Genomic DNA, 24,922 nt, shown 5'->3' on the forward strand with positions numbered 1-24,922 from the left:
AGCCTGTCCCCTTTTCCGACCTGGTCGGTCATTACCGGTACAGGACATTCAACAGGAGGGGTACTCGATGGTGGCGTTGGTGTTGCGTCCGTTGCTGCGCACGGGCTTGCTGGTGGCGTTGAGCGGTACCCCCTGGTGGGCCGGTGCGGCCTGGGCCCAGGAGGCGGCCCGGCGGCACTATGAAATTCCGGCGGGCAGCCTCGCCCAGGCGCTGACGCGCTTCGCTGCGGAATCAGGAGTCAATCTCGCGGTGGATCCCGGGCTGGTGGGCAGCCGCGACAGCGGTGGCCTGACCGGCGACTATGGCGTGGAGGAGGGCTTCACCCGTCTGCTGGCCGGCTCGGGCCTCAAGCTGCAGCCGCTGGGCGAGCGCGACTTCACCCTGGCACCCGCGCCGGAGGATGGCGGCGTCCAGCAACTGGCCACCACCTCCATCGTCGCCTCCAGCCTGCAGGTGGCCGACGCCCCCTATGCCGGTGGCCAGGTGGCGCGCCAGGGCTCGCAAGGCCTGCTGGGCAATCGCGATTTCATGGATACCCCCTTCAGCCAGACGTCCTACACCGCCCAGACCGTCCAGAATCTGCAGGCGCGCACCCTCAGCGATCTCATCGCCAGCGATCCCTCGGTACGCTCCACCAATCCGTCTGGTGGTCGCTTCGAGCAGTTCACCATCCGCGGTTTCAGCCTGTTCAACAGCGATGTGGCCTACAACGGCCTCTATGGCGTCCTGCCGACCTATTCCATCGACATGGAAATGGCCGAGCGAGTCGACATCCTCAAAGGCCCTAGTCAACTGCTCAACGGCATCTCCCCGCGCGGCAGCGTCGGCGGCGGCATCAACGTGGTACCCAAGCGTGCCACCGACCAGCCGATCACCGAATTCACCGGCAGCTACGCCTCCGATAGCCAGGTCGGCGGGGCCGTGGACATCGGCCGGCGCTTCGGCGAGGACAATCGCTTCGGCGTACGCTTCAACGGCGTCAAGCAAGCGGGCGACACCACCTGGGACCACCAGCACGTCGACCGCCAGATGGGCGTGCTGGGGCTCGACTACCGGGCCGAGCGCCTGCGCCTCGGCCTGGACCTGGGGCATACCGAGCGGGATACCGATGCGCCCCAGGAGCGGGTCCTGGTGGGCGCCAACGCCCGGGTACCGGACGCAAGCGACGTGCGCCACAACTATGCCCAGCGCTGGAGCCGGGCGCAGACCGAGGACACCTTCGGCGCCCTGCGCGGCGAGTTCGACGTCGACGAGTCCCTGATGGTTTACGGCGCCGTGGGCGCCCGGCGCAGTGACCATGACTTCCTGCGCCACAACGTCTCCATTACCAACGACGCCGGTGACTTCACCGTCCAGCCGCGGGACTTCACCCGTGACGAGAACGTGCACACCGCCAACGTCGGTGCGCGCAAGTGGCTGCAGACCGGGCCGGTCAGCCACGAGATCAACGTCAGCGCCGACTATTTCTACATGGACTTCGAGAACGGCGGGGGGCGCTATGCCAGCGGAGCGAGCAACCTCTACAGCCCTCGGGAGCTGCCCGCGCCGGGTGTCCAGACCCGCTCCGACGGCAAGGACTACACCGAGAACCGCTTCAGCGGCGTGGCCCTGGCCGACACCCTGGGCTTCTTCGACGACCGCCTGCTGGTCACCCTCGGGGCGCGCTGGCAGCGGGTCAAGGTGGACGACTGGTCCGATGGCGTGAAGCAGCCTACCGCCTATGACGAGGAAAAGGTCTCGCCCTCGGCAGGCGTGCTGTTCAAGGCCACCGAGAAACTGTCGCTCTATGCCAACTACATGGAAGGCCTGAGCCAGGGCAAGATCGCGCCGTCCACGGCGATCAACGAAGATCAGATCTTCCCGCCCTTCATCAGCCGCCAGGCGGAAGTAGGCGCCAAATATGACTTCGGCGCCGTGGCCGTCACCGCCAGCGCCTTTCGCATCAAGCAGCCCGCCTACGAAACCAATGCCACCAGCCGCACCTTCGGCCCCAATGGCAAGCGCATCAACGACGGGGTGGAGCTGAGCGTCTTCGGTGAACCCCTGCAGGGCTTCCGGGTACTCGGCGGCCTGATGTACATCGACAGCGAGCTGAAGGACACGGTCGGTGGCACCTTCGACGGCAATCGCGCCCCGGCCACGCCCAAGCTCAATGCCAACCTCGGCGCCGAGTTGGATATCCCGGCGGTCCCCGGGCTAACCCTGACCGGCCGCGGGATCTATACCAGCTCCCAGTACCTGGACCAGGCCAACAGCAAGGAAATCGACGCCTGGCATCGCTTCGACGTGGGGGCGCGCTACGCCTTCAAGGTCGACGCCACCCGGGTCACCTTGCGGGCTTCGGTGGAGAACGTGATGAACGAGCGCTACTGGGCCTCCGCCGGCGCCTCGGACGACAGCGAACCCGGCCTGACGATCTCCACCCCGCGCACCTTGGTGCTCTCGACCACCTTGGCGTTCTGACGACCCTGGTCAGCGCCTGTTCGCACGGCACCGATACGCCAGCGAATGGGCGCTCGATAGTTCATCGGAATAAGCGAAACATGATGAGGTTACCGGTGTTTTTCGAGCGTTTTTAATTCCCTGCCGATAGGACGCTTAGCGTGGCTTTTATATAAGGCAGCGCTCAATAAGTTCAATAACGGACACGCCGGTGTCCGCGATGAGTAGCGCCCGTTAATTGTAGAAAGTTGGACGGGTTCAAAGACCTGGATATTTTCGAGAACGACGGTTGCGGAGCGAGAATGAAACTTATTATCGTTAAATTCGATAAACGTTCTGAGGTTTGACGCCATGCTTCAATCATCTTTCAGCCGTACAACCACAGCGCCCGATAACAGCTTCTTTCTCGCTCGCCAGGAACGCTTCGAATCCAGGGTGCGCAGCTATCCACGCAAGCTGCCGCTGGCCATCGCCCAAGCCGCCGGCGTCTGGGTGACCGACGTCGAAGGCAAGACCTACCTGGATTGCCTGGCGGGAGCGGGTACTCTCGCCCTGGGGCACAACCACCCCGCGGTCACCGAGGCCATCACCCGTTTCCTCGCTACCGGGCTGCCGATGCACAGCCTGGACCTGACCACCCCGTTGAAAGACGCCTTCAGCGAGCGGCTGCTGGGGTTGCTGCCGGGCCAGGCCGACGACTACTGCCTGCAGTTCTGCGGGCCGTCCGGGGCCGACGCGGTGGAGGCAGCGCTGAAACTGGCCAAGACCGTGACCGGGCGCAGCAACGTGGTGGCCTTCTCCGGTGGCTACCACGGCATGACCCACGGCGCCCTGGCGGTAACGGGCAACCTCGGCCCCAAGCAGGGCGTGGCCAATCTGATGCCCGGCGTGCAGTTCCTGCCCTTTCCCCACGAGTATCGGTGCCCGTTGGGGCTGGGTGGCGAACTGGGCAGCCGCGCGCTCGGTCGCTACCTGGAACGATTCTTCGATGACGCGGAGAGCGGGGTCTGTCGGCCCGCCGCCGTCATCGTCGAAGCCGTGCAGGGCGAGGGCGGCGTCAATCCGGCGCCGGTGGAATGGCTGCGCACCCTGCGCCGGATTACCCGCGAGTTCGGCATCCTGCTGGTCGTCGATGAAGTCCAGACCGGCTTCGGCCGAACCGGTGCCCTGTTCGCCTGCCAGCATGCCGGTATCGAGCCGGACATCCTGGTGCTGTCCAAGGCGGTGGGTGGCGGTCTGCCCCTGGCGGTACTGGCAATCCGTCGTGAGTTCGATGCCTGGGAGCCCGGTGGCCATACCGGCACCTTCCGCGGCAATCAGCTGGCCATGGCCACTGGCCTCGCCACCCTGGAGGTGATCGAGCGCGAAGGGCTGGTTGCCCACGCCGCCCAGCTTGGCGGCTGGCTCAGGCGCCACCTGGAACGGCTGCAGGCGCGTTTCCCCATGATCGGCAACGTTCGTGGACTAGGCCTGATGCTAGGCCTGGAGATCGTCGACGAACACGGCGAGGCCGATCTGCTCGGCAGCCTGCCCGGCGACCCGGCGCTGGCAGCGGCCATCCAGCGTCACTGCTTCGCCCAGGGCCTGCTGCTCGAGCGCGGTGGGCGAGACGGCAACGTGGTGCGGCTGCTGCCGCCACTGATCCTGCAGGAAGACCACTGCCTGCTGGTGCTCGAGCGCCTGGAGGCGGCCCTGGCTGCGGCGCGGGCCGAGCGCGATGACTGAGTGCGATGCACCGCGAGAGTGCCGTGACACCGGATTGCCCGCAGGGACGCGCAACCTCTTGGAAACTGCCATGACTACCGCCCAATCCACCTTACTGTCCCGAATCGTCAGCGAGCTGGCGTCTTCCCATGCCCTGATGAATTGTCTTATCAAGGAATTCGCCTTGCCGGAAAGATGCCTCGCTTATAAGTGGCCCGAAGAGCGGCGTGGCATCGACTCGGTCAACTATCTCAACTGGCTGCAGACGGGCGGTGTACCGCTCTTCATCAACTTTCCCGGCCAGCGCCAATTCTTCCTGGTAGTTGATCGCCGCGATGAACTCGGCAGTCAGCGTTATCTATCCGATATCTATGTGCGCCGTGGTGAAGAAGCCTGGTATTGCCCGGACTTTCCGGCCTTCATCGACTTTCTGCTGGAGGCTTGCCGCGAACTGGCCGGTTCGCACAATGGCGAGTTGTTGCAACAGGTCTTGCAGAGTCAACGACTGACCGCGGCCATCGTCGATCACGCCCAGGTCTCGCGGCATCCAGCGCCCCTCAGCGACTATCTGTCCAGCGAGCAGGGCCTGTGGTTCGGCCATCCCAACCATCCGGCGCCCAAGGCGCGGCGCTGGCCGGAGCCACTCCCTGCTGAGGCCTACGCCCCTGAGTTGCACACCAGTACCCGTCTGCATGTGCTGGAAGTGCCCCTGGCGGGGCTCCGGGTGGCCGGTAACGGCTTGAGCGACGCCGAGGTGCTGCAAGGCTTCGTCGACCAGGCCAACACCGGGCCGGAGCGGGCCCGCATCGTCCTGCATCCGGTACAGGCGCAGCTCTTCCTCGCCGACCCGCGGGTCCAGGCGCTGCGCGCGGCAGGCCTCGTCCACGATCTTGGCACCAGCGGCGCACTGGCCAGCCCGACTGCGTCCATGCGCACCTGGTACCGCGAAGGCCACGCCTTCTTCATCAAGGGTTCGCTCACTGTGCGCATCACCAATTGCGTGCGCAAGAACGCCTGGTACGAGCTGGAAAGCACCCTGATCATCGACCGCCTCATGCAGCGGCTGCAAGGGCGGGTAGCGGGACTGGACCTGGTGCGCGAACCGGGTGCCCTGAGCTGGGCCCCGGCCACCGCCAGCGCCGAGGACGAACGCTGGTTCCGCGAGCAGACCGGCGCCATCCTGCGCGAGAATTTCTGCCTGGAGCACGGCGCCGACTGCTGCCTGCTCGCCGGTACCCTGTTCGCCCGCGATACCCGCCTGCAACCCCTGCTGGAAGGCTTCCTGGTGCAGGGTAGCGGACCGCAACCCAGCGATGCGGTCCGTCTGGCCTGGTTCCAGGAGTACCAGCGCCTGCTGCTGGGACCGGTGCTGCGATTGTTCTTCGACCACGGCGTGGTCCTGGAGCCTCATCTGCAGAATTGCGTGCTGGTGCATGACAACGGTCGCCCGTTGCGGCTGCTGCTGCGTGACTTCGAAGGCATCAAGCTGACCGATACCCTGGGCGCCGAAGCCCTGGACGCCACTGTCCATCCGCGGGTGCGCCAGTCGCTGCTCTATAGCCGCAACCAGGGCTGGCGGCGAATCGCCTACTGCCTGTTCGTCAACCACCTCGCCGAGGCGGTACTGGCCCTGAGCTGGGAGCGTCCGCACCTGGCGCCGCAGCTATGGCGGCACGTGGAGGCCGAGCTGATCGCCATTCGCCAGGACCTGCGCCACGCCGCGCCTGAGCTGGATGCGCTGATCGCCGGGCAACCGATTCCCTGCAAGACCAATCTCAAGGTCCGCCTGGCGGCCCAGGCCGATCGCCAGGCCGGCTACGTGCAGCTGGCCTGTCCCTGGGGCGCGGAGGTGCGCCATGGGTAAGTTGCCCGCCGTGGTACGCGAGGCCGTGATCGAGGCCCAGGCTCAATCGAGCGATCCGCTGGCCGCGTTCGTCTACGACCTGGACGCGCTGCAGCGACACGTCGCTGCGGTGAGGGCGGAATTGCCGCCGGGTGTCGAGTTGTTCTACGCCATCAAGGCCAATAGCGAGGCACCGATCCTGGCGACCCTCGCCCCGTTGGTACATGGCTTCGAGATCTCCTCGGGCGGCGAGATCGACCGGCTGGCTGCCTGCTCGCTGGCCAAGCCCTTCGTCTTCTCGGGGCCTGGTAAGCTGGATTCCGACCTGCGCACCGCCCTGAGCGCCGGGGTCGAGGCCATCCACCTGGAAAGCCTGGGCGAGATCGAGCGCCTGCAACGCTTGGCCTGCTCGCTGGAGCGCAGGCAGCCGGTCTACATCCGCATCAACCCGCAGTTGCCCGCGGGGCTCTCCAGCACCCTTGCCATGGCCGGTACCGCCACGCCCTTCGGTTTCGACGAAGCGGACCTGCCGGCCGCCGTGGCGGCGGTGGAGGCGGCGAGCCATCTGCAACTCCGCGGCTTCCACGTGCATGCCCTGTCGCACCAGCACTCCGTGGAGCGGCACCTGCAGCTGCTGGATTTCTATCTTGAGCGCTGGTCGCACTGGCGAAGCCTGGCCCAGCGCCCGGATGAGCTGGTAAGGCTCAACGTCGGTGGCGGAATCGGGGTGGATTATCGCGAAGGGCGCCTGTTCGACTGGGCACGGCTGTGTCGCCACCTGGGCGCGCGCCTGGCCGAACAGGTGGCGCCACCGCTGATCCGCTTCGAGCCGGGGCGCTTCCTGGCGGCCTTCTGTGGCTACTACGCCATCGAGGTGCTGGATACCAAGACCAGCCATGGGCAGCATTTCCTGGTCTGTCGCGGCGGGACCCATCAGTTCCGCCTGCCGGTGGCCCAGGGGCACGATCATCCGGTCCTGCACCTGCCGCGCGAACCTCGTGGCACCGACGGGGCCACTACCGCCTGGACGGTGGTAGGGCAACTCTGCACCCCCAAGGACATCCTCAGTCGCGCCCGGCCGCTGGGTGACGTGCGGGTCGGGGACCTGCTGGTGCTGCCGTTGGCCGGCGCCTATGGCTACAACATCTCCCACGTGGACTTCCTTTGCCATCCGCGACCGCGCCAGCTGTTCCTCCCGGCGACCGAGGGCGCCACACCGTGAGGGGAACGGTACCGCGGCGCTGGGTGGCGGTGAACGTGTTGCTGGGAACCGTCACCGTCAGCCTGGCCAATACCGCGCTCAACCCGGCCTTGCCGGCATTCATCGCCGCCTTCGACCTGGGCCCGCTGCCGGCCAGCTGGATCGTCGCGGGCTTCATGGTCGCCATGGGCATCACCATGCCGCTGACCGGTTTCCTCGCTGGCCGGGTCGGGCGGCGGCGGCTCTACCGCGTTGGCCTGCTGGCCTTCATCGGCGGCTCCGCGGTCGGTGCCCTGGCGGATTCCATCACCGGCGTGCTGGTGGCGCGGGTCATCCAGGGCGTGGCCAGCGGCCTGATGATTCCCCTGGCGCTGGGCCTCATTTTCTCCGTCTACCCCAAGGCGGAACGGGGCCGGGTGACCGGCTGGTGGGGTGGGGCGGTGATGCTGGCGCCGGCGGTGGGGCCCCTGTGCGGCAGTCTGCTGCTGCAGCTGTGGGACTGGCGCGCCCTGTTCCTGCTCAACGTCCCGGTGGGCCTGCTGGCCCTGGCCATGGGGCAGGTGGTATTGCCGGCGGATGGCCCCACCGAGCGCAAACCCTTCGATCTGGCCGGCTACCTGCTGGTCGCCAGCGGCCTGGGGCTGCTGCTGGTGACCCTTGGCCGGTTGCGCGGGTTGGCAGCCCTGGCCGAGCCGCTGAATCTGCTGGCACTGGTGGCCGGTACGCTGTGCCTGCTCGGCTTCGTCCGCCTGCAACTGCGGCGAACCCATCCGCTGCTGCCGTTGCGGCTGTTCGGCCAGCGCGGCTACCGGGCCAGCGTCGTCATCGCCGTGGTCCAGGCGGTGGGCATGTTCGAGTGCCTGCTGCTGCTGCCCCTGCTGATCCAGCTGGTACTGGGACACGGTGCTCTCTGGACCGGGCTGGCACTGCTCTGCACGGCCCTGGCGGCAGCCCTGTTCGGCCAGGTCGGCGGTCGCCTCCTGGACCGGCGCGGACCCCGCGAGGTGATCGCCGGTGGGCTGCTACTCAGTGGCGTTGCCACCCTGGCGCTCGGGGTGGTCGGCGCCCATGCCGGCCTGGCCTGGATCTGCGCGCTGATGGTCCTGCGCGGCGTTGGTCTGGGTCTTTCCTATATGCCGGCCACCACCGCCGGGCTCAATACCCTGCCGGACAGCCAGGTCACCGAGGGCGCGGCGATGAACAACATCGCCCGGCGGCTGCTGTCCTCGGTGGCCGTGGTCGCGGCCTCGCTGTGGCTGGAGCTGCGCCTCGGTGGCGCTGCCGGCTGGGGGCCGCGCCAGGCCGCCACCAGCGTCGCCATCCAGGATGCCTTCATCGCCACCGGCATCCTCATCCTGCTCGCTTTGCCTTGGGCCTGGCGTTTCCCCATCGCTCAATCCGCTCCCGCTCGGAGGTATCCATGAACGCTCTTCTTCCGCTCCCGATCCAGCCCTGGCCGTCGCCGGCCGATGCCGACCTCTACCGTCAGGTCGAGCAGCGCGTCGTGGCGCAACTGCTGCAGACCCTGATCTACGAAGGGGTACTCGCGGCCCAGGTAGAGCCCCAGGCCGATGGCCAGGCGCGCTATTGCCTGGCCGGAGCCGCCGCCGACGGCAGCCCGGTAGCGTATCGGGGGATAGGCCCGGCGCACGCGAGCTTCGGGCTGATCCGTCTGGATCCGCAGCGCCTGGTGCGCGAGGACGCCCAGGGCAGCCGCGCCCCGACCCTGCACGAGACCCTGGCCGAGCTGCTCGCCGAGCAAGGCGAATCGCCGCTCTGGCCACGCTTCGTCCAGGAGCTGGAGCAGACGCTGCTCAAGGATCTGCAGGCGCGTCGCCAGCCGTATCGGCCGGCATGCCCACCCGAGCAACTGGACGTGGACGACCTGGAGCGGCATTTCATGGACGCCCATGGCTATCATCCCTGCTACAAGTCGCGGATCGGCTTCTCGCTCGAGGAAAACCGTCGCTACGGCCCCGAGTTCGGCGAGCCGATCCAGCTGGTCTGGCTGGCTCTGGCGCGTAAGCGGGCCTCGGTGGGGCATTCCAGGCGCCTGGATTTCCCGGCCTTCCTCACCGAGGAATTCGGCGCGGAGCGCTGGGCGGTCCTGGCCGCCGAGTGGCGCGAACAGGGGCGGGACCTGGGCGACTACCAACTGATCCCGGTGCATCCCTGGCAATGGGAGCAGCACTTGGCGGCGCTGTTCCAGCCCGAACTGGTGAGCGGCGAATTGCTCTACCTGGGCACCTCCAGCGACCGGTACGCGGCCCAGCAGTCCATCCGCACCCTGGCCAACCGCAGCGCGCCGCAGCGCCCCTACGTCAAGTTGGCGATGTGTCTGACCAACACCTCCAGCACCCGTATCCTGGCGCGCCACACGGTGCTCAACGGCCCGCTCATCACCGACTGGCTGCAGCGACTGATCGAAACCGACGCCACCGCCCGCGACCTGGATTTCGTGGTACTCGGCGAGGTTGCCGGGGTGGCGTTCGACAGTCGCGACCTGCCGGCGAGCCGGGCCGGGCAGGTCTACGGCACCCTGGGCGCGGTCTGGCGTGAAAGCCTCCATACCTACCTGCGCCCCGGCGAGCAGGGCGTGCCCTTCAATGGCCTGACCCAGGTGGAGAATCGCTATGGCCAGGGCGCGCCGCAGCCCTTCGTCGCCGCGTGGATCGAGCGCCACGGCCTGGACGCCTGGCTGCAGCAGTTGCTCAAGGTGACGGTGACGCCGCTCATGCATATGCTCCACGCCGAAGGCATCGGCATGGAGTCCCATGGCCAGAACATCGTGCTGATCCACCGTGACGGCTGGCCGCTGCGCATCGCCCTCAAGGACTTCCACGACGGCGTACGCTACGCCGAGCGCCACCTGGCACGTCCGGAACTACGCCCGACTCTGGAGCCCTTGCCGGCGAGCCATGCGCGGATCAATCGCAACTCCTTCATCCTCACCGAGGACGTGGAGGCGGTACGCGACTTCACCTGCGATGCCTTCTTCTTCATCGCCCTGGGCGAACTGGCGGTCTTTCTACGGCAGCACTTCGCGTTGCCCGAGGCCGACTTCTGGCGGACGACCGCCAGGGTCATCCTCGACTACCAGCGTGCTCATCCGCAGCACCGCGAGCGCTATGCGTTGTTCGATGTCTTCGCCCCAACCTTCGAGGTGGAGGAGCTGACCAAGCGACGCCTGCTGGGCGATGGCGAGCGGCGCTTCAAGGCGGTGGCCAACCCGTTGTACGCCTTCCGGCCCACCCCATGCTGAGGCGCAATCGACTCAAGGCCGCCCTGGCCGCCGGCGCGCCCAGTCAGGGGCTGTTCGCGTCGTTGCCGACGCCGGCCAGCATCGAGTTGATCGCCGAAGCAGGTTACGACTTCGTGATCATCGATACCGAACACGTGTTGATCAATCCGGAAACCCTGGAGAACATGATCCGCACCGCCGAGGGCTATGACCTCACGCCGCTGGTGCGGGTACCGGATGCCGAGCCCAAGCGGATGTTGCGGCTGCTGGACGCTGGCGCCCAGGGCATCGTGCTGCCCTGCGTCGAAGATCCCGCGGTATTGGCCGCGGCCGTGCGCGCCTGCAAGTACCACCCGGTGGGCGAGCGTAGTCTCAACGCCGGGCGCCCGGGGGCCTTCGGCAAATCCAGCCTGGCCGACTACGTCACCCGGGCCAACCGGCAGATCATGGTGGTCGCCATGATCGAAAGCGCCGTCGGCGTCGCGCGCGCAGCGGAGATCGCCGCCGTGCCAGGGCTGGATCTGCTGCTCGAAGGGGCGGCGGACCTGTCGCAATCCCTGGGGCGACCCTGGCAGATCGCCGATCCTGAGGTACAGGAGGCGCTGCGCCGGACCTGGGCCGCCGCCCATGCCCAGGGCGTTCCCTATTGCGCCATCCCCCGGCGACCGGAGGAACTGGACCTCTGGCGCGGCCGGGGCGTCACCACCTTCGTGCTCGGCGACGAGCGCGGTATTGCCTTTCGCGCCTTGCAGGCCTGCTTGGCCGCCCATTCCCGTGGAGAACCCTCATGATCGCCCACACCCTCGCCACTGACCTGGTCCTGCAGGACCTGTTCGACTGCCTGCTCGCCGAAGACGTCTTCGCGGGCGAGGCGGTGACCCTGGAACCGGTCGTCGCGGAGCATCCCCTTGCCATGCAAGGAGCCACGCCGGAGGTCCGCCTGTGGGAATGGTGCGGCGACCCCAGCGAGCAGCGTTTCCTCGCCGCGCTGGTGCGCCCAGGCATCACCCAGGCCTGGGAGAAGGTACCGGGCACCCCGGTGATGGCACGCCAGGGCGACGCCTGGAGCACGCTGTCGCCCGATGCCTTCGTCGCCTTGGTGTTCGCCCGGGCAGCAGCGGAGCCCGAGCAGGCCAGGGGCATCGCCCTGTTGCGTGAGACCCTCGCCACGAGCCTGCGGCAGACCACCCTGTCCCTGGGCCAGCCGCTCGTTCCCGGGCCGCTGCTGGAGGGCCGCGGCCGCGACGCCTTCCTGCAACTGGAACGCTGGGCCGCGCTGCGCGACCGCCCGTACCACCCGTTGGCCAAGGCCAAGCTGGGACTGAATGACGCCGACTACCAGGCCTACCAGGCCGAATTCGCGCAGCCCGTACGCCTGGCCTGGGTGGCGGTGCGGCGCGACCAGGTGCTGTGCGGGGAGGGCGTGGCGCCGGACGCCGAGGGACCGGCCGAGGCCTTGCTTGCGCCGGCCGACCTCGACGCCTTGCGCGCCGAGTTGCGCCAGCGTGGCCTGGCGCAGACCCACGTGGCGTTGCCGCTGCATCCCTGGCAACGCACGGAAGGCTTGCCGGGCCGCCTGGACGAGGCCTTCGCCAGCGGTGTCTGCCAGCATCTGGATTTTGCGGCGGCGCGTTGCCACGCCACCTCGTCACTGCGCTCCATGATCATGGAAGAGGGACCCGGGGTGGACCAGCTCAAGCTGCCGATGGCGGTGTATTCCCTGGGTGCGTCGCGCTACCTGCCCGCCGTGAAGATGATCAACGGAGAGCGTAGCGAGGCCCTGCTGCGCCAGGCGCGCACCCTGGACCCGCTACTCGCCGAGGGCTTGCACCTGTGCGACGAGCGTCGCTGGTGGGCCTTCATGCCACCGGCGGCGACGCTGTTCGATGAAGCGCCGCGGCACCTGTCGGCCATGGTGCGTGGCTATCCCGCGGCATTGCTGGCCGATCCGGATTGCCGCCTGCTACCCATGGCCGCCCTCGGCACGCCGTTGCCGGGCAGTCGCCGGCATTTCTTCGACGACTGGCTGGCCGCGCGGGCCTTGGCGCCGACCCCGGCCAACGTCGCGCGGTTGCTCGGCGAGCTATGCCATCGCTTCATCGACCTCAACCTGCGCCTGTTCCGCCTCGGCCTGCTGGGCGAGGTGCACGGGCAGAATGCGGTACTGGTCTGGCGCGCCGGGCACATCCAGGGCCTCTTGCTGCGCGATCACGACTCCCTGCGCCTGTACGTCCCCTGGCTGGAGCGCCAGGGGCTGGCCGATCCGCAGTACCGGATCAAGCCCGGCCACGCCCAGACGCTCTACCACGAGCATCCGCGCGACCTGCTGTTCTGGTTCCAGACCCTAGGCATCCAGGTCAACCTCAGGGCCATCTTCGAGACCCTCGCCGACTGCTACGAGCTGCCGCTGACCACCGCCTGGACCCTGCTGCGGGAGGTGCTGGAGGAGCGCATCGCCGCCCTGGACTTCGATACCGAGGCCCGGTCGCTACTCCGGGAAACGCTGTTCGAGGCGCCGGACTGGCCACAGAAGTGGCTGCTGCGCCCGATGATCGAGCGGGCCGGCGGGCCGGGTAGCATGCCGTTCGGCAAGGGCAGGGTGGCCAACCCCTTTCACCAGGTGACGCATGCCCGCTAGGGGTTCGTCGGCGCTGAGCCGCCGCCGCCTGCTCGGGTTCGGCGGCGCTCTGGCGAGCGGCCTGCTCCTGGGGCCGGGCGTGGCCCGGGCTCAGCCGACACGGGTCGCCACCCTGTTCCAGGGAGCTACCGACAGCGCCGTGGCGCTGGGTCTCACACCGTGCGGCGTGGTCGAGTCCTGGAGCGAGAAGCCGGTCTATCGGTACCTGCGTCCGGCGCTGGCGGGCGTCCCCTCGCTGGGCCTCGAGACGCAGCCCAGCCTGGAGGACCTGGCACTGCTGGCGCCGGAGCTGATAGTCGCCTCGCGCTTTCGCCATGGCCGCATCGCCGCCTTGCTGGAACAGCTCTGCCCGGTGGTGATGCTGGAGGAGGTCTTCGAATTCCAGCAGACCCTGCGCGCCCTGGGCCTGGCAGTGGGACGCGAAGCCCGGGCCACCGCGTTGCTGCAGGCCTGGCAGGCGCGCATCGCCCGTTTGCGCGCTGCGCTGCAGCATCACTATGCAGCCCAGTGGCCGCCCACGGTGGCGGTGCTCGACGTGCGCGCCGACCACCTGCGCAGCTACCTGCCCGACAGCTTCGCCGGGCGAGTACTCAGCGAGCTGGGCTTCGCCTGGCCGGCCGCCAGCCAGGGCAGCCAGGCGCCCTCGCTCAAGCTGACCAATCGGGAAAGCTTGCCGGTGGTGGACGCCGAGGTCTTCTTCGTCTTCCTCCGCGCCGACCAGGCGGCGGTGCAGCGCAACTACGCGAGCCTGGTCGAGCATCCGCTCTGGCAACGGCTGAGCGCGCCGCGCCACGGGCAAGTCTGGCGGGTCGACGGCGTGGCCTGGAGTCTCGCCGGCGGTATCCTGGCGGCGAATCTGCTGCTGGACGACATCGAGCGCATGCTGGCCGCCGAGGGGGTCGCATGACCGTGCCCCTCAGACTGCTGCTGCTCGCGCTGGCCCTGGCGCTGACTGCCGTGCTGAGCCTTTCGGTCGGCGCCCGCTGGATCGCGCCTACTACGGTGGTGGCGGCCCTGCTGCAGGAGCCCTCGCTGGCGCTGGACGCCACCCTGGTCAACACCACGCGCCTGACGCGCCTGCTGGTCGCCCTGGTGGTAGGCGCCAACCTGGCGGTGGCCGGTGCCCTGATGCAGGCCATGACCCGCAATCCCCTGGCCTCGCCGGGGCTGTTCGGCATCAACGCCGGCGCCACCTTCGCCCTGGTGCTGGGCATCACGCTGCTGGGGCTGTCCAGCGCCGCAAGCTGGATGCTCTGCGCGCTGTTGGGGGCGGCGGTGGCCGGTACGCTGGTCTGGATCCTGGGCAACCAGGGCCAGGCGCGCCTCACGCCGCTGCGCATCGTACTGGCCGGCGCTGCCCTGGCGGCACTGTTCACCGCCTTCAGCCAGGCGCTGCTGGTGGTCAATCAGGAGGGCCTGGACAGCGTGCTGTTCTGGCTGGCCGGTTCGGTCGGTGAACGCAACCTCGCCACCGTCACGCCGCTACTGGTATTCAGCCTGCTGGCCCTGGGCGCCGCCGGGGTGCTGGCGGCGCAGCTGGATGTGCTGGTCGCCGGTGACGACCTGGCCCGTGGCCTGGGCCAGCCCATCGGGCTGATCCGGCTGCTGGCCGGGACTCTGGTGATCGGCCTGGCCGGCAGCGCCGTGGCGCTGGCCGGCAATATCGGCTTCATCGGCCTGCTGGTGCCGCACCTGGTGCGAGGGTTGCTGGCCCGGGCGCGCCACGAGCATCGCTGGCTGATCCCGGGCTGCGCCCTGGGGGGCGCCTTGCTGCTGGTGCTGGCCGACAGCCTGGCGCGGGTGGTGATCCTGCCCCAGGAAGTGCCGGTGGGCATCATGACGGCCCTGTTCGGTGGACCCTTCTTCATCCATCTGGCCCGCCGCGGAGGTCGTCATGGCCGCTGAAATCGCCTGGCGGCTCGGCCGCTTTTCCCGGCGGCTGGCGCCGGCCGCCCTGGCTCTAGTGGCCGGGGTAGCGCTGGTGGCCCTGGCGGTACTCCTGGGCTGCCTGTGCCTCGGCAAGGTCTGGCTGACCCCCGCGCAGGTGGTCGGCACCCTGGTCGGGCGGCAGGAGCCAGGCCTGGACTTCATCGTCACCCAACTGCGCCTGCCAAGGGCGCTACTGGCGGGCCTGGTCGGTGCCGCCCTGGCGGTCTCCGGCCTGTTGCTGCAAGGGCAGGTACGCAATCCGCTGGCCTCGCCGGACCTGCTGGGCATCACCAGCGGGGCCAGTGCCGGCGCGGTGGCCTATCTCGCGCTGCTGGCGGGAAGCCTGGGGCCTGGCGGCTTGCCGCTGGCCGCCATGCTCGGCGCGGGCCTGGCGGCGCTGCTGGTCTATGGCCTGGCCTGGAACCAGGGCGCTTCGCCGTTGCGGTTGGTGCTGGTGGGGGTCGGGGTCTCGACCATGCTCGCCGCGGCCACCACCTTCCTGCTGGTATTCAGCCCCCTGACCACCACGCTCTCGGCCTACGTCTGGCTAACCGGGAGCGTCTATGGCGCCAGTTGGCCGGAGGTACGGGCCCTGGCGCTCTGGTGGCTGGCGCTGCTGCTGCCGCTGGCGGCCCTGGCGCGCCACGCCGTCATGCAGTCGCTCGACGACGACCTGGCGCTTGGCCTCGGCGTCCGCCTGCAGGTGCAGCGCGCGGCCTTGCTGACGCTGGCCGTCGCCCTGGCGGGGGTGGCCATCGCATGGGGGGGCGCCATCGCCTTCGTCGGCCTCATCGCGCCCCATCTCGCCCGGCGGCTGGTCGCGGGAGGTTTCGCCGGCCAGGCGTGGATGGCGGCGCTGGTGGGGGCCATGCTGTTGATGCTCGCCGACCTCATCGGGCGTACCCTGTTTTTGCCTCTGGACCTGCCGGCGGGCATCTTCGTCGCGGCCCTGGGCGCACCGTTCTTTCTCTACCTGCTGATCCGGCAGCCTTCCTGAAGGAGTCTTCATGGCAACCCTGGCCAGCCGCGGCCTGACGCTCGGCTATGGCACCCAGACCATCATCGCGGCGCTCGACCTCGACCTACCGCCGGGCCAGGTCTCGGTGCTGATCGGCAGCAATGGCTCCGGCAAGAGTACCTTGCTCAGGGCCTGTGCCCGTCTGCTCGAACCTCGCCATGGCCAGGTACTGCTCGACGGCCAGGACATCCATCGGCAGTCCACCGCCGCCCTGGCGCGCCAGCTGGCGGTACTGCCGCAGACCCCGGTAGCGCCCGAGGGCATCAGCGTGCGGCAGCTGGTCAGCCTGGGCCGCTATCCGTACCAGAACTGGATGCGCCAATGGTCGGCGGAGGATGCGGCGGCGGTCGACAAGGCGCTGCGCCTCACCGATCTGCTGGAGCTCGCGGAGCGACCGGTGGACGATCTCTCCGGCGGCCAGCGGCAGCGCGCCTGGATCGCCCTGACCCTGGCCCAGGACACCGACTGCCTGCTGCTGGACGAGCCCACCACCTATCTCGACCTCGCGCACCAGATCGAGGTGCTGGACCTGCTGCGGGCGCTGAACCGGGAGGAGGGCAAGACGGTGGTCATGGTGCTGCACGACCTGAACCTCGCCTGCCGCTACGCCGATCACCTGGTGGCGGTCCACCAGCGCACCGCCTACGCGCAGGGCGCGCCCGCCGAGGTGTTGACCGAGGCCCTGGTGCGCGAGGTGTTCGCCCTGGAATGCCGAATCATCGCCGATCCCTATTTCGGCACGCCGTTATGCATTCCCTTCGGCCGCGAGGTACCGCCATGTGCCTGAGGCCGAGCCTGGCCTGCGACCAGGTGGGCGTCCTGCGTGACACCTTCGGACTGCGCGAGGCCAGCGAGCGCGACCCCTGTCATAGCCAGCCGGTCACCGCCTGGCTGGATGCCGCCCAGTGCGCCGAGCGGCTCGACGACCTGGCCGCCCGGCTGGGCGCGCCTTCTCGACGCGTCGCGGCTTCGCTGCTGACCAAACGCCTGGGCTTCCTCACCACCGGGGTAGCCTTTCACGCCCTGTCGGCCTATGGCCTGCGGCTGGACCTGAGCCCTGGCAATGTCTGGATCGAGGATGGTCATGCCCAGGGCCGCTGGCAATCGGCGTTGCCGTTGACCGATACCCGGCCGCTGTCCGGCGTCGAGGATCACGCTACCATCCGGGCCCTGGCGGCCCGCAGCCTGTTCGGTGACCTGCTGCGACCACTGTGGGAAACCCTGGCCCGGGCCGGCCGCGTCTCCCCGCGCATCCTTTGGGAAAATGCCGCGGTGCGGCTGTATTCGCTGTATGACCGGCGCCTGGTCGAGCTCGCCGATCCTGTGGTCCGTACGCGTTGTGCCGAGGACTTCGCCTGGCTGCTGGCCGCCACGCCGGCTGAGCTAGGGCTGGAGACCAATCCGCTGGCCCAGTTCCGGCGGTCCGCAACCCGCAACGCCGCCGGCCGCGACATCCGCTTCCGTCGCACCTGCTGCTTCTACTACCAGGCCACGGCGCCGGCGGAATACTGCTCGAACTGCCCGCTGGTTAGACCGCGGGAGGCCTCATGACCTTGGCCACGCCCGCCCATTTGCCGGCCGAGCTGCTGGCTGGCTACGACACGATCGCCGCCTCCACCCTGGGACATCTCACCGCGACGGGTTACCTGCCTGACCTCAAGGCTGCCGTCGCCGGCAGTCGGCTGCTCGGCCGCGTGGTGACCGCCCGCATCCTCCTGCCGCAGGGGGCCTTGTTGCGCGAGGCGTTGATCGGCAGCCAGCCGGGCGATGTCCTGGTGATCGACGCGGTAGGGGATCCCCACTGTGCCTGCTGGGGCGAATTGCGCACCCTGGCGGCCCTGGTCAAGGGCCTGGCGGGGGTCGTGGTGAATGGCGCCATCACCGACGTCCAGGCGATTCGCCAGCTCGGCCTGCCGGTCTTTCATCGCGGTATCAGCGCCCTGACCACGCGTGGCGGGGAAGTCCGGGGTGAGCTGAACGTCGAGCTGCTGCTGGGCGGCACCAGGATACGCCCGGGTGACCTGGCCCTGGGGGACGACGATGGCCTGTTCATTCTGCCGCCGGCGCTGGCCAGCCAGTTGCTGCCCGGGGCGCTGGCCAAGGAGGCGGCGGACCGTGAGCGACGGGCGCACTTGCTGGAGCTCTTGACGCCGGGTCACTGACGGTCTTACTCCGGCTTGCTCCCGATCTGCTCGCGAAGCAGTTGCAGATAGCGCCGGGCGCCCAGCCCCTGGGGGCGGTTCTTGATCCAGATGACGTCGATCCAGCGGCGGATCTGGCTGGCCATGTTGTCGAATTGCACCTGTTCCAGGAGACCTGCGGCGATCAGCGGGCGGACCAGGGGATGGGGCAGATAGGCCCAGCCCAGGCCGGCCTGCACCAGGTCGAGGGTGGCCAGGTAGCTGTCGGTCAGCCAGATCCGTTGCGAGAGCACGATCTGCGGATCCGAGGCATTGCGATCGCCGCCCGCCGCGACGATCTGGCGGGTATCGGCCATCAGGGTCTCGCCCAGCGGCCGACCGTCATGGCTGAAGGGATAACCAGGGGCGGCTACCGCGGTCAGCAGCTGGCTCCCGGCTTCGGCGAACCCCTCGTGTTCGTCGATCCCCGGCCGTTCGAAGATCAGCGCCATGTCGACGCTGCCCTCGTGCAGCAGGCGGATCGCCTCGGCCCGCGCCGCCGAACGGATCTCGATTTCCAGTGCTGGAAATTCCTTGGCGAGGGTAGCCAGCGGCCGGCTCCAGGCACCGGTCTGCAGCTCCGGCGCCATGACCAGCACGAAGCGCCGCTCCAATCCCGCATGCAACTGCAGGGCGTGGGCATCGAGCAGATTGAGCTGGCTGGCGACCTGGCGGGCCTGGGGTTCGAGGGCACGGGCCGCCGCGGTCGGCAGGGCCTTGCGGGTGGCGCGGTCGAACAGCACCAGGTCCAGCTCGGCCTCCAGCTGGGAGATGGTCATGTTGACGGCGGAGGGCACGCGCCCCAGGGCCCGCGCCGCGGCGGAAAAGGAGCCTTCGTCGATCACCGCGAGGAAGACCCTGAGTGTTTCGCTGCTGAAGGCCATGGTTGTCACTTTTGCTGATAACGATCGTCTTCTTGTATCAGTGCGTTAGGCCTAGAGTCCAGCCAAACCACCAGGGCGGGCAGGGAAATGGGCGAGACGCTGGCGGGGCAGGTGGCGGTGGTAAGCGGCGCGGGGAGCGAGGCCGGCATCGGCATGGCCATCGCGCGGCGCCTGGGTAACGCGGGGGCGCGGGTGATCGTCACCGCCAGCAGCGCCCGCCTCCTGGAGCGGGTGGAGGAGTTGCGCGAAGCCGGTGTCGACGCCGACGGCCGCGTCCTCGATCTCACCGAGGAGGCCGCGGTCGGCGCCTTCGCCCAGTGGGCCGAGGCGCGCTGGGGACGGATCGATATCCTGGTCAACAACGCCGGCATGACGATGCAGGGCAGCCCCGAGCCCCTGGCCGAACTGGCCCGCCTGAGCCTGGCCGAATGGAACCTGTCCCTGGCCCGCAACCTGACCACCGCCTTCCTGCTCACCCGTGCCCTGCTACCCGGCATGCAGGCACGCGGCTATGGCCGCATCGTCCATGTCAGCTCCGCCACGGGGACCCGCGCCGGCATCCAGGGGCGGCGGCCTACAGCGCGGCCAAGGCCGCGATGGTTGGCATGAACCTGAGTCTGGCGCTGGAGGTGGCTGGGCAGGGCATCACGGTCAACGCGGTGGCGCCTGGCTGGATCGAGACCGCCTCCAGCCTGCCGGAAGAATTGCAGGCCGCGACCCGGGTTCCCGTGGGGCGGGCCGGGCGGCCAGCCGAGGTCGCCGCGGCGGTGGCCTTCCTGGCCTCGCCCGAGGCGAGCTACATCACCGGTGAATGCCTGGTGGTGGATGGCGGCAACAGCCGCATCGAAAACAAGGGAGCCTGACATGCAGCCCGTCGTATTGATCAGCGGGGTACTGGGTGGCATTGGCCAGGCCGTCCGCAAGCAATTTCTGCAAGCGGGCTGGCGGGTCTTCGGTAGCGATCTCGACGGCCCGGCCCTGGCGGCGCTGCAGGCCGCAGGTGGGCTCGCCGGCCACCACGCGGCAGACCTGCGCCAGGCGAGTGCCAGCCGGGAGGTGGTCGCCAGCGCCCTGAATCGCCTCGGCCGGCTCGACGCCCTGATCAACTGCGCCGGCGTCTGGCGCGAAGGTCCGGCGGAGAGCTTCAGCGAGGAAGATTTCGACCTGGTGCTGGACGTCAATCTCAAGGCCAGCTTCTTTCTCTGCGCCGCGGCCATCCCGGCCTTGCGCGAAACCCGCGGCGCCATCGTCAACCTGAGCAGCGACGCCGGCCGCCAGGGCAATCGCAACGCCGCCGTCTACTGCGCCAGCAAGGGCGCGGTCACTCTCATGACCAAGGCTCTGGCGCTGGATCTGGCGCCCAGTGGGGTGCGCTGCAACAGCATCTCGCCCGGTGACGTGGCGACACCCATGCTGAGCTTCCAGGCCGAGCGCTACGGCAACGGCGATCCGGACGGCTACCTGCAGGAGTTGCTGGGGAAATACCCGCAGGGTGCGCAGGCGCGCTTCATCCAGCCCGAAGAGGTCGCCGAACTGGCCCTGTTCCTGTGCCAGCCTGCTGCCCGTTCCATCACCGGGGCCGACCTGGCCATCGATTGCGGTGTATCGGCCGGCCACTGAGCCCCGGCGATCCGCCCACCACCCAAGAGGATTCCGACATGACCCCCAGTGGCATCAGCGAAGCGGCCGTGCAGCAGTTCGTCGCCCGCGAACGCGCGCGCTTCCTGGCGCGTAATCCCCAGTCCCTCGCCCTGGCCGAGCGCGCCCGGCAGTCGCTGTTCGGTGGCGTGCCGATGCACTGGATGAACGACTGGTCGATGCCCAGCGCACTCTTCGTCAGCCAGGCCCAGGGCGCGCGCTTCCAGGATGTCGACGGGCACGCCTACGTTGATTTCTGCCTGGGCGATACCGGCAGCATGTTCGGTCATTCACCGGCGCCGATCGCCTGGGCGCTGGTCGAACAGAGCGTCCGGGGTCTCACCACCATGCTGCCGGGCGAGGACGCGGTGGTCGCTGGCGAATTGCTCGCCGAGCGCTTCGGCCTGCCGTTCTGGCAGGTGGCGAACACCGCCACCGATGCCAACCGCTCCGTCATCCGCTGGGCTCGCGCCATCACCAATCGCAAGATGCTGCTGGTGTTCGATGGCTGCTACCACGGCACCGTCGACGAGGTGATGGTACGCCACCAGGACGGGCGCACCGTGCACCGGGGCGGCCTGATCGGCGAGCCGCGCAACCTCGCCGAGACCTGCCGGGCCATTCCCTTCAATGATGTCGCGGCCCTGGAAGCGGCGCTGGCCCAGGGCGACGTCGCCGCCATCCTCTGCGAACCGGCCATGACCAACATCGGCATGGTGCTCCCGGCGCCCGGCTTCCTGGAGCAGGTGCGGGCGCTGAGTCGCCGGTACGGCAGCCTGCTGATCATCGACGAAACCCATACCCTGTCCACCGGCCCGGGCGGCTGCACCCGCGCCTGGAACCTGCAACCGGACTTCCTCACCTTCGGCAAGCCTATCGCCGGTGGCGTGCCCTGTTCGGCCTATGGCTGCACCCAGGAAATGGCCCAGGCGATGCGCCTGGCGCAGCAGCACGCCAGCGAGACCAGCCATGGCCACGGGCACAGCGGCATGGGCACCACGCTCTCGGCCAATGCCCTGGCCATGCGCTGCCTGAGGGTCAACCTGGAAGAAGTGGCGACGCCGGCCGCCTACGAGCGGATGCTGGCGATGGCGGCGCGCCTGGCCGCCGGCCTGCGCACGGTGATCGCCCGCCACGAGCTGGCCTGGTCGGTGACCGAATTGGGTGCCCGCTGCGAATTCCAGTTCTGTGCCACGCCGCCCACCACCGGCGCCGAGGCGGAGGCGGCCTTTCATGACAGCCTGCAACAGGCGCTGCACCTCTATCTGATCAACCGCGGCATCCTCATCACCCCCTTCCACAACATGACCCTGTGCTGCCCGGACATCCAGCCGGCGGATGTCGACCGCTTGCTGGCCACCCTCGACGAGGCGCTCAGCGCGCTCCTGGCGTTGCCGGGCGCCCGGGAGCACCGGCCATGAGGTTCGCCGATGCCCAGGAAGCCCGGGATTTCCTCGCCGCGCATCCCGAGGTACGCAGCATCGAATTGCTGCTGATCGACGCCAACGGCGTACCCCGTGGCAAGCTGCTGCATCGCGAGGAGCTGCTGGCGATCTACGAGCAGGGCCGGCCGCTGCCCAGCTCCATCCTGGCGCTGACCCTGCAGGGCGAGGACGTGGAAGCCACCGGCCTGGTCTGGGAGGTGGCGGATGTCGACTGCTGGACCTATCCGCTGCCCGGCAGCCTGACCCTGCAACCCTGGCGCAGCACCCCCACCGGCCAGGTGCAGGTCAGCATGCACCCGACCCAGGGCCTGCCGGCGACGCCCGCCGATCCGCGCCACGCGCTGGTGCGGGTGATCGAGCGCCTGCAGGCCGACGGCTACCAGCCGGTGATGGCGGTGGAGCTGGAATTCTACCTGCTCGACCGGGAGCGCGACGCCCAGGGCCGCCCGCAACCCGCGCGGCAGATGAATGGCGCCCGCCCCGGCGCGCCCCAGGTCTATGGCGTCCAGGAGCTGGAACAGCTGCAGCCCTTTCTTGACGACCTCTATGCCGCCTGCGAGGTGCAAGGCTTGCCGGTGCGCACGGCCATCTCCGAATACGCCCCCGGCCAGCTCGAATTGACCCTGTTGCATCGCCTCGATGCCTTGCAGGCTATCGACGAAGGGGTGCGCTACAAGCGCCTGGTCAAGGGCGTGGCCAACCGTCATGGCCTGCAGGCCTGCTTCATGGCCAAGCCCTTCGGCGACCAGGCCGGCAGCGGCCTGCACCTGCATGTCAGCCTCGCCGACGCCGCGGGCAACAACCTCTTCGCCAGCGAGGACCCGCAGGGCACGCCGCTGCTGCGCCACGCCATCGGCGGTATGCAGCACCGGATGCTGGATGCCCTGGCGATCTTCTGCCCCAATGCCAATTCCTACCGGCGCTTCCAGGCCAACAGCTATGCGCCCCTGGCCAAGAGCTGGGGGGTCAATAACCGCAGCGTGTCCCTGCGCGTACCCGGAGGACCGGCCAGCAGTCGGCACATCGAGCATCGTATCTGCGGCGCCGATGCCAACCCCTACCTGGCGGCTGCCGCCATCCTCGCCGCTATCCATGAAGGCATCCGCGACCAGCGCGATCCCGGGCCCGCCATCGTCGGCAATGGCTACGAACAGGCCACCGACTTCCTGCCCACCGACTGGCTCACCGCGCTACAGGCGCTGGAAGACTCCAGCTGGATCCGGGAAGCACTGGGCGAGCGCTTCGTCGAGGTGTACCTGGCGATCAAGCGCGCGGAATACCGGCAATTCATGGCCGAGGTGGGGGAGCAGGATTGGCGGTGGTATCTGGTGCATGCCTGACCTCGCGCTTCAGGGCGCCAGGCTGGCCTGCCAACGCCGATCCCGGGTCGAGGGCCGCCGGTGCAGTCGCTCGTCCAGCAGCGCCGCGGCCTTGGCGTGTTCACCCCCGCGCAGCAGGGCCACGAGCAGGGTGTCTTCGATGACCTCGCGCTGGGCACCGCTGCCGCCGATGCGAGCGACGTCCGTACGCACCGGCTCCAGCAGGCGCGCGCAGCCCAGGTAATCCTCATCGGCGAAGGCCAGCAGGGCGCGGCAGAGGGTGGCGACGACCGCTCCGGCCGCCAGCCTGCCGGCGTGGACGAGGGCTTCGAGGCCCGCCACGCGTGCCGCCATGGCGGCACGGTCCCCGGTCGCTGCCGCGATCAGCGCCATATGCACATCGACGAAGGCCAGGCCCGGCTGCTCGAACAGCCCGGTGACGCTGGCGGCCGTGGCCTGCCAGAGTCCTGGCGGTACCTCGTGGCCGTAGAGCGACAGACGCCAGAGCAAGGAAGCATTGTCGCTGACTCGATTGAGCGGGCCCGCCGTGGAGGTGGCAGGCGCCACATAGCGGTGGTAGAAGCCCAGCGCACCCTGGCTGTCGCCCTGTTCCAGGGCCACCAGGGCGCCGTGCCAGGCGATATGGCCATGCAGGGTGCCGTGGCGGGGATATTCGGGTAGCCAGCCCGCGATCAGGGCCTCGGCCGCCGGGCTGTCGCCGGATTCGTGCAGGACATGGGTCAGGGCATGGGCCGCATTGACGTTTTGCCTACGCAAGTCGAGCGCACGCTCGGCAAGCGCTCGGCCACGGACCACGTCGCCGTTCTCGCCGTGGGACCAGCCGCGGTAGGTGAGGAACCACCAGTCATCCGCCGCGAAATGGCGGGCATGGCGCTCGCAGAGATCGACCCGCGCCTGGTCGTGATCGGCCCGCCCGGAAAACGCCAGCAGTCCAAAGGCACCCAGCGGCAGGCCGAGGATGAGGATATCGCGCGGCCAGCGCTCGGCATGGTCAAGAGCGCCCTGCAGCGCCTGGGCGGCTTCCCCGGCGATCAGCCGCCGCACGACCTCGACATGGCTGCGCTCGCGCTCCGTACCACGCCGCTCGACCAGCCGCTGCGCCCGCACGATGGTCTCCCGCGCCGCGCCGGCCTGGTTGTCGATCAGCTGCAGCCGCGCCCGGGCGGCATGGGCGAGGGCGAAGTCGGGGTCCAGCGCGATGGCCCGCTCCAGGGCTTCCAGCGCACCGGGCCAGAGCGAGAGCAGCAGGTCCACACCCACCTGGTAGGCGTCGGCGGCCTGGGCGGAAGAGGTCGACAGCGGCAGACCGTAGCGGTCGGTATAGGGCACGGGGATCTCGGTGGGGGCTAGCGAGACAGGCATCTTCCCACAACCCGTCGCGACCGGCCGCTCGCTGGACGGCAGGCCTGCCACACCAG

19 protein-coding genes and 1 pseudogene are annotated in these 24,922 nt (G+C 68.9%); 18 read left to right on the forward strand and 2 right to left on the reverse strand.

All coding sequences use genetic code 11. The features are described from left to right. Positions 1 to 67: 67 nt before the first annotated feature. The 14 genes from FSV73_RS00580 to FSV73_RS00645 all read left to right on the forward strand — a co-directional run bounded on the left by FSV73_RS00580 (position 68) and on the right by FSV73_RS00645 (position 18,179). Positions 68 to 2,464 (forward strand): TonB-dependent receptor, encoded by a 2,397-nt coding sequence (locus FSV73_RS00580; protein ID WP_145002372.1) that lies wholly within the window; start codon positions 68 to 70, stop codon positions 2,462 to 2,464. 330 nt (positions 2,465 to 2,794) lie between these two features. Then, complete coding sequence (locus FSV73_RS00585) at positions 2,795 to 4,168, forward strand: diaminobutyrate--2-oxoglutarate transaminase (RefSeq protein ID WP_145002374.1); 1,374 nt, start codon at positions 2,795 to 2,797, stop codon at positions 4,166 to 4,168. Between the two features lie 70 nt (positions 4,169 to 4,238). Next, on the forward strand, positions 4,239 to 6,011 hold the full coding sequence (locus FSV73_RS00590) for an IucA/IucC family protein (RefSeq protein WP_145002376.1): 1,773 nt from the start codon (positions 4,239 to 4,241) through the stop codon (positions 6,009 to 6,011). Next, positions 6,004 to 7,212 (forward strand): type III PLP-dependent enzyme, encoded by a 1,209-nt coding sequence (locus FSV73_RS00595; RefSeq protein ID WP_145002378.1) that lies wholly within the window; start codon positions 6,004 to 6,006, stop codon positions 7,210 to 7,212. Before FSV73_RS00590 ends, FSV73_RS00595 begins: the two co-directional genes overlap by 8 nt. After that, the gene (locus tag FSV73_RS00600) at positions 7,209 to 8,615 is read left to right on the forward strand and encodes a DHA2 family efflux MFS transporter permease subunit (protein ID WP_145002380.1); all 1,407 of its coding nucleotides are present in this window, start codon (positions 7,209 to 7,211) and stop codon (positions 8,613 to 8,615) included. Before FSV73_RS00595 ends, FSV73_RS00600 begins: the two co-directional genes overlap by 4 nt. Then, complete coding sequence (locus FSV73_RS00605) at positions 8,612 to 10,453, forward strand: IucA/IucC family protein (protein ID WP_145002382.1); 1,842 nt, start codon at positions 8,612 to 8,614, stop codon at positions 10,451 to 10,453. Before FSV73_RS00600 ends, FSV73_RS00605 begins: the two co-directional genes overlap by 4 nt. Further along, positions 10,447 to 11,223, forward strand: coding sequence for an HpcH/HpaI aldolase family protein (locus FSV73_RS00610; protein ID WP_145002384.1), 777 nt, complete (start codon positions 10,447 to 10,449; stop codon positions 11,221 to 11,223). The genes FSV73_RS00605 and FSV73_RS00610 overlap by 7 nt, the downstream gene beginning before the upstream one ends. Beyond that, the gene (locus FSV73_RS00615; protein WP_145002386.1) at positions 11,220 to 13,070 is read left to right on the forward strand and encodes an IucA/IucC family protein; all 1,851 of its coding nucleotides are present in this window, start codon (positions 11,220 to 11,222) and stop codon (positions 13,068 to 13,070) included. Before FSV73_RS00610 ends, FSV73_RS00615 begins: the two co-directional genes overlap by 4 nt. Next, positions 13,060 to 13,977: an ABC transporter substrate-binding protein gene (locus FSV73_RS00620; protein WP_145002388.1), complete on the forward strand. Its 918-nt coding sequence runs from the start codon at positions 13,060 to 13,062 to the stop codon at positions 13,975 to 13,977. Before FSV73_RS00615 ends, FSV73_RS00620 begins: the two co-directional genes overlap by 11 nt. Further along, a complete protein-coding gene (locus FSV73_RS00625; protein WP_145002390.1) occupies positions 13,974 to 14,975 on the forward strand; it encodes a FecCD family ABC transporter permease in 1,002 nt (333 codons plus the stop codon). The genes FSV73_RS00620 and FSV73_RS00625 overlap by 4 nt, the downstream gene beginning before the upstream one ends. Further along, the gene (locus FSV73_RS00630) at positions 14,965 to 15,996 is read left to right on the forward strand and encodes a FecCD family ABC transporter permease (protein ID WP_145002392.1); all 1,032 of its coding nucleotides are present in this window, start codon (positions 14,965 to 14,967) and stop codon (positions 15,994 to 15,996) included. The genes FSV73_RS00625 and FSV73_RS00630 overlap by 11 nt, the downstream gene beginning before the upstream one ends. A gap of 10 nt (positions 15,997 to 16,006) precedes the next feature. After that, positions 16,007 to 16,804, forward strand: a complete 798-nt coding sequence (locus tag FSV73_RS00635) for an ABC transporter ATP-binding protein (RefSeq protein ID WP_145002394.1) — start codon at positions 16,007 to 16,009, stop codon at positions 16,802 to 16,804. Next, positions 16,795 to 17,568 (forward strand): IucA/IucC family C-terminal-domain containing protein, encoded by a 774-nt coding sequence (locus FSV73_RS00640; protein ID WP_145002396.1) that lies wholly within the window; start codon positions 16,795 to 16,797, stop codon positions 17,566 to 17,568. Before FSV73_RS00635 ends, FSV73_RS00640 begins: the two co-directional genes overlap by 10 nt. Then, entirely contained in the window at positions 17,565 to 18,179 is a 615-nt protein-coding gene (locus tag FSV73_RS00645) for an RraA family protein (RefSeq protein ID WP_145002398.1), read from the forward strand. Before FSV73_RS00640 ends, FSV73_RS00645 begins: the two co-directional genes overlap by 4 nt. Positions 18,180 to 18,184: 5 nt before the next feature. On the opposite strand, the gene FSV73_RS00650 is transcribed toward FSV73_RS00645, so the two are convergent. After that, positions 18,185 to 19,081 (reverse strand): LysR family transcriptional regulator, encoded by an 897-nt coding sequence (locus FSV73_RS00650; RefSeq protein ID WP_145002400.1) that lies wholly within the window; start codon positions 19,079 to 19,081, stop codon positions 18,185 to 18,187. Positions 19,082 to 19,168: 87 nt separating this feature from the next. Between FSV73_RS00650 and FSV73_RS00655 the strand changes: the two are divergent. The 4 genes and pseudogenes from FSV73_RS00655 (at position 19,169) to FSV73_RS00670 (ending at position 23,504) form a co-directional block, all read left to right on the forward strand. After that, positions 19,169 to 19,944, forward strand: a pseudogene (locus FSV73_RS00655) (SDR family NAD(P)-dependent oxidoreductase). A 1-nt stretch (position 19,945) separates the two neighbouring features. Beyond that, the gene (locus FSV73_RS00660; protein WP_145002402.1) at positions 19,946 to 20,701 is read left to right on the forward strand and encodes an SDR family NAD(P)-dependent oxidoreductase; all 756 of its coding nucleotides are present in this window, start codon (positions 19,946 to 19,948) and stop codon (positions 20,699 to 20,701) included. A 38-nt stretch (positions 20,702 to 20,739) separates the two neighbouring features. Further along, positions 20,740 to 22,140, forward strand: a complete 1,401-nt coding sequence (locus FSV73_RS00665; protein ID WP_145002404.1) for an aspartate aminotransferase family protein — start codon at positions 20,740 to 20,742, stop codon at positions 22,138 to 22,140. After that, positions 22,137 to 23,504, forward strand: coding sequence for a glutamine synthetase family protein (locus FSV73_RS00670; RefSeq protein ID WP_145002406.1), 1,368 nt, complete (start codon positions 22,137 to 22,139; stop codon positions 23,502 to 23,504). The genes FSV73_RS00665 and FSV73_RS00670 overlap by 4 nt, the downstream gene beginning before the upstream one ends. A 9-nt stretch (positions 23,505 to 23,513) precedes the next feature. Here the strand turns inward: FSV73_RS00670 and FSV73_RS00675 are convergent, their stop codons facing one another. After that, a complete protein-coding gene (locus FSV73_RS00675; protein ID WP_186309127.1) occupies positions 23,514 to 24,866 on the reverse strand; it encodes a tetratricopeptide repeat protein in 1,353 nt (450 codons plus the stop codon). Positions 24,867 to 24,922: the final 56 nt, after the last annotated feature.

This window comes from Pseudomonas oryzihabitans (assembly GCF_007665395.1).
GTDB classification, from domain to species: Bacteria; Pseudomonadota; Gammaproteobacteria; order Pseudomonadales; family Pseudomonadaceae; genus Chryseomonas; species Chryseomonas psychrotolerans_C.